Below are 5,034 nucleotides of genomic sequence, written 5' to 3' on the forward strand. Positions count from 1 at the left end.
TCACATTAATCATCACCGGTGGGTTGCGAGTTCCTACGGATTTTGTCAAAGCGTTGGCACTTGGAGCAGACGGAGTAGCGATAGCAAACAGTGCGATGCAATCGATCGGTTGTGTCGCGGCTCGCATCTGCAACACCAATAATTGCCCGGCAGGCATTGCGACACAAAATGCCGATTTGAGGCAGCGTCTCGACGTTGAAAAGTCATCCCAGCAACTGAAAAATTTCTTCGAATCCTCGGTCGAGCTCATGAAAGTCATGGCGAGGGCGTGTGGTCATCACGCTCTGAATGAATTTAGTCATCATGATTTAGCGACCTGGGATCACAACATGGCGAGGCTGTCTGGGATTAAGTATTCAGGTATGGACTTAAACTGATCTCTATCCATATTTTCTGCATATAGGTACATGTTTGATAACAATTATTTATTCGCTGAAATGTTTGAAATTTTGACTTGGCGTTAACTAAAAAAACAGTGTATGAACTACGCTGTTTGAGGTGGATATTCGATTTATTGAATAACAAAGAGTGGTTACCACAACCACGACACGAAGGAGCATTATATGAGCAAAGCAAACGGCGGTTCGGTAGGTAAATGTCCAGTTATGCATGGTGGGCAAACATCTACAGATAAGTCGGTGATGGATTGGTGGCCGAATGCCTTGAACTTAGACATCCTGCATCAACACGACTCCAAAACCAACCCATTTGGCCAGGACTTTAATTACAAAGAAGAACTGAAAAAGCTAGATGTCGAAGCACTTAAAAAAGATTTAAAAGATTTAATGACTGATAGCCAAGACTGGTGGCCTGCCGACTGGGGACACTACGGTGGTTTAATGATCCGAATGGCATGGCATGCAGCGGGCAGTTATCGTATTGCGGATGGCCGTGGCGGTGCTGCTACAGGCAACCAACGCTTTGCTCCTCTCAACTCTTGGCCAGATAACGCCAACCTGGATAAGGCTCGACGCCTTTTATGGCCAATCAAGAAAAAATATGGCAACAAACTAAGTTGGGCAGACCTGATTGTCCTTGCCGGTAACATGGCGTACGAATCCATGGGCTTTAAGACCTTTGGCTTTGCGTTTGGACGAGAGGACATCTGGCACCCAGAAAAAGACACTTACTGGGGCTCTGAGCAAGAATGGTTAGCCACAAGTGACGCTGATAACAGCCGCTACTCTGGTGAGCGAGATTTAGAAAACCCGCTTGCTGCGGTAATGATGGGTCTTATCTATGTGAACCCTGAAGGGGTAGACGGTAACCCAGATCCTCTCAAAACAGCACATGACATGCGAGTGACCTTTGCGCGAATGGCAATGAACGATGAAGAAACCGTCGCGCTCACAGCTGGTGGTCACACGGTGGGTAAGTGTCATGGTAATGGTGATGCCGCAAACCTTGGCCCAGAGCCCGAAGCAGCAGACGTTCATGAGCAAGGTCTTGGCTGGATTAATCACAAAACACGTGGTATTGGCCGTGACGCGGTAACGAGTGGTATTGAAGGTGCTTGGACAACAAACCCTACACAATGGGATTACGGATACTTCCACCTACTATTTAAGTATGACTGGGAACTGAAAAAGAGCCCAGCCGGCGCATGGCAATGGGAGCCAATCGACATTGAAGAACAAGACAAGCCTGTCGATGTTGAAGACGGTTCTAAGCGCTACAATCCAATCATGACCGACGCCGATATGGCGCTCAAAATGGACCCTGAATATCGTAAGATTGCAGAAAAGTTCCAAAATGACCCTGCGTACTTTGATGACGTTTTTGCTCGTGCCTGGTTTAAGTTGACACACCGCGATCTAGGACCAAAATCATGTTATTTCGGCCCAGATGTGCCAAGCGAAGATCTTATTTGGCAAGACCCAACGCCCGCAGGTAAGACAGACTACGATGTCGATTTAGTGAAAACAAAAATTGAAGCAAGTGGCCTATCCATTAGTGAGTTAGTCAGTACGGCGTGGGATAGCGCGCGTACTTACCGTGGCTCTGACCGTCGAGGAGGTGCAAATGGCGCGAGAATTCGCTTGGCTCCGCAAAAAGATTGGCAAGGGAACGAACCTGAACGTCTAAGCCGTGTTCTTGCTGTGCTAGAAAAAATAGCAGCAGAAGAGGGCTGTAGTGTTGCAGACGCTATCGTGATTGCTGGGAACGTAGGTATTGAGCTGGCTGCGCGTGCCGCAGGTCATGATGTTTCCGTGCCATTCGCGCCAGGCCGAGGTGATGCCACCCAAGAGATGACGGATGTGGAATCGTTCGAAGTACTTGAGCCTGTTGCTGACGGTTTCCGAAATTGGTTGAAGAAAGACTACGCGGTTATGCCAGAAGAGCTTTTATTAGATCGTGCTCAGCTTATGGGGCTAACGGCGCCAGAAATGACGGTACTTATCGGTGGTATGCGCGTTCTAGGCAGTAACTACGGCGGTGGAAAAGAGGGCGTATTTACTGAGCGAGTCGGCACTTTGTCGAATGATTTCTTCGTGAACCTTACTGACATGGCATATACGTGGAAACCAGTGAGTGCTAATCAATATGAAATCCGTGATCGTAAAACCGACGCTGTGAAGTGGACGGCTACTCGAGTGGATCTTGTCTTTGGTTCAAACTCGATCCTGCGTTCGTATGCGGAAGTGTATGCGCAAGATGATAATCAGGAAAAATTCATCCATGACTTCATCGCCGCATGGACGAAAGTCATGAACGCGGATCGTTTTGACTTGCAATAAGTGAAACGATGTTCATCGATAGATGCGTAAACAAAGTTGATGAATAAGTAAGAGAGGCGGGCGAAAAGCTCGCCTTTTTCTTTACCTATCTTTTTACTTTGATTGTTACTTTGATTGAAAATTAAGCTCATTTGAACCATAATAACTGGACCATATGAACCACAGGAGCTTGATATGGCAACTGCAGCATTAAAAAGCTTCAAACCGAAACAACCTCATAAAGCCAATTTCTGGTTTATGTTGGGTATTGAAGACGCTGAAACAGGTCGCACTGATGCGGTTCACAAAGGCTTTGAGCCAAAGGTGTATCGCAATATTGTTGAGCGTGTGAAGCTTTCTCAGAGTGAGTTTCAAAACGTCACATTGATACCTGTCAGCACGGTCAAGCGTCGTCTAAAAAACGATGAACGCTTCAATACGCAAGAAAGTGATGCAATCTATCGATTAGCGATGTTATTGAAACTCGCGACAGAACTGTTTGACGACGAAGAGCGCGCGTTAAAATGGATGAGAGAGAATGTGTATGGCTTAGGTGGAAAACGTCCACTTGATATGGTCTCGACCACGGTGGATTTTGAAATCGTAAAAGATTTGATCGGCCGTTTAGAGCACGGGGTATTCTCGTAATATGAAGCTCTATCGTCTCACACAAAAGAAATTTGCTGACACGCCATTCAGCCCCGTTGGCGCAAAGTTATTTGGAGGGCGATGGAACTCAAAAGGAACCGAAGCCCTCTACTTCTCTGAATCGGAATCCCTTTGCTCGTTGGAAGTGTTTGTTCACGTAAACAACGATCCTGCTATCACCAAACTTTACGATTTATATCGTATTGAAATGCCAGAATACCTCATCGCCACCTTAGATGAAGAAGATCTCCCTGTGACGTGGCGAGCAATACCGGCGAGCGAGTCTACGCAGTACATTGGTGATCAGTTTCTCAATGATCCTCATCCAGAGTTTGCCGCGCTGCAAGTGCCTTCAACGATTTCACCTCGTGATAAAAACTACGTGGTGAATCCAAATCATCCCAAAATGAAAGAGATCATCAAGAAAGCCGAAAAGCTCGATTTCGCGTTTGATCCGCGCATTTTCAAATAGACGCCTAGCTTTGTCTTGCTTTAAAGCATTCAGCGCTTACCTGAGATAAACGCTGAAGCATAAAAGTTTATTTCCTTGGTTATTGTCGGTCGTAAGTGAACTGTTGCGCTTCATTTGTAGTGTTGAGGTAATGCCCAAGCACCAACTCAGCACCTTTGTAAGATAAATGGCTGTCATCCGTATACATCGCATTGTTTGCTCCAACTCTCATTCGACATACGCCATTTCTGCAAATGGCATCGGTCAAGTCGACAAACTCAACGTGCTCAAATTGCTCAAAGTAGTTCACTAACTTCGCCACGTTTTGAGGGTGATGTTGTTTGGGAGAAAAGTCGCAGGCAGACTCTTCTGTCTCGCCAAACAAACGCGCTTTCCAAAGGCATTCTCCTACCGCAAACGGTGCAGAAGGGGTTGGACCGAAAACGACCACTTCCTTTCCTTTCAGTTCATTCAATAATTTGGTTAATGATGCTTCATAATCGGCTTGTGAAAGCTCTTTATTGAAATTAGAAGAGATAACAACGCGACGAATGGAAGGGGTACTTAGAATTGTATCGACAGCCTCATTGAAGAACTGTCGGCAAGAAATTGAGCCAGCAGCTTCTAGGATGTCGACATAACCGACCGCACAGGAATCTTGAGTAAGTTGCACCACGCCAGTTGGTGTTACTTCGGATAGACGCTTCACGTAAACCATGCTGTGACTATTGCCTAACACAGCGATGGCGGGCTGCGGCGCAGACGAGCACACATCGTTAACGTTGGTGTTGCCGTTGCAATCTAAACCATAACCGTTGTTAACGCGCATGGCCTCGAAAAATGCGCTTCTTTCTGGAAAACCACCGTTTTGATGACCGATAACGCCGAGCGTTAGCAAGGGCAACGTCAACAACACAATAACCGCGGACACAGTGCGCATGCTCATGGCTTTTCGGCTACGGAACGGCTTTTCAATAAAGCGCCAAGTGAAGTAAGAAAGTACAAAAAGAGTGACAACGTAAAGTGGGATATTGATGTCTTGTGTTGTGTCCAACACGTAGCGGTAAAAGACAAATAATGGAATGTGCCACAAGTATAAGCTGTAACTGATTAAGCCGACGAACACGACCCACTTTAGGCTCAGTAATCTACCGCAGACATTGTCTTTAGAGGCAAACAAAATCACCAACGCGCTACCGATGACCGGCACCAGCAGCG

The 5,034-nt window shown here is 46.5% G+C and carries 5 protein-coding genes; 4 read left to right on the top strand and 1 reads right to left on the bottom strand.

All coding sequences use genetic code 11. The annotated features are described in order from the left end of the window. The 4 genes from IQR33_RS33140 to IQR33_RS15030 all read left to right on the top strand — a co-directional run. Positions 1-377: glutamate synthase-related protein (locus IQR33_RS33140; RefSeq protein ID WP_265575789.1), on the top strand; the 377-nt coding region annotated here is incomplete at its 5' end. Between the two features lie 186 nt (positions 378-563). Continuing rightward, complete coding sequence (gene katG, locus IQR33_RS15020; RefSeq protein WP_193837983.1) at positions 564-2,738, top strand: catalase/peroxidase HPI; 2,175 nt, start codon at positions 564-566, stop codon at positions 2,736-2,738. Positions 2,739-2,912: 174 nt separating this feature from the next. Further along, positions 2,913-3,365 carry an antitoxin Xre/MbcA/ParS toxin-binding domain-containing protein gene (locus tag IQR33_RS15025; RefSeq protein WP_005376498.1) on the top strand — a complete coding sequence of 151 codons (453 nt, stop codon included), beginning with the start codon at positions 2,913-2,915 and terminating at the stop codon, positions 3,363-3,365. Position 3,366: 1 nt separating this feature from the next. Beyond that, the gene (locus IQR33_RS15030; RefSeq protein ID WP_005376497.1) at positions 3,367-3,837 is read left to right on the top strand and encodes an RES family NAD+ phosphorylase; all 471 of its coding nucleotides are present in this window, start codon (positions 3,367-3,369) and stop codon (positions 3,835-3,837) included. A gap of 79 nt (positions 3,838-3,916) precedes the next feature. Here the strand turns inward: IQR33_RS15030 and IQR33_RS15035 are convergent. Then, positions 3,917-5,034: acyltransferase family protein (locus IQR33_RS15035; RefSeq protein ID WP_193843794.1), on the bottom strand; the 1,118-nt coding region annotated here is incomplete at its 5' end.

The sequence above is a fragment of the Vibrio sp. OPT46 genome (assembly GCF_015163535.1).
Lineage (GTDB): Bacteria > Pseudomonadota > Gammaproteobacteria > Enterobacterales > Vibrionaceae > Vibrio > Vibrio alginolyticus.

Excerpts from the sequence above, each read along its gene's own strand:
- katG (WP_193837983.1), top strand. The coding sequence starts at position 564 with ATGAGCAAAGCAAACGGCGGTTCGGTAGGTAAATGTCCAGTTATGCAT.
- IQR33_RS15025 (WP_005376498.1), top strand. The coding sequence starts at position 2,913 with ATGGCAACTGCAGCATTAAAAAGCTTCAAACCGAAACAACCTCATAAA.
- IQR33_RS15030 (WP_005376497.1), top strand. The coding sequence starts at position 3,367 with ATGAAGCTCTATCGTCTCACACAAAAGAAATTTGCTGACACGCCATTC.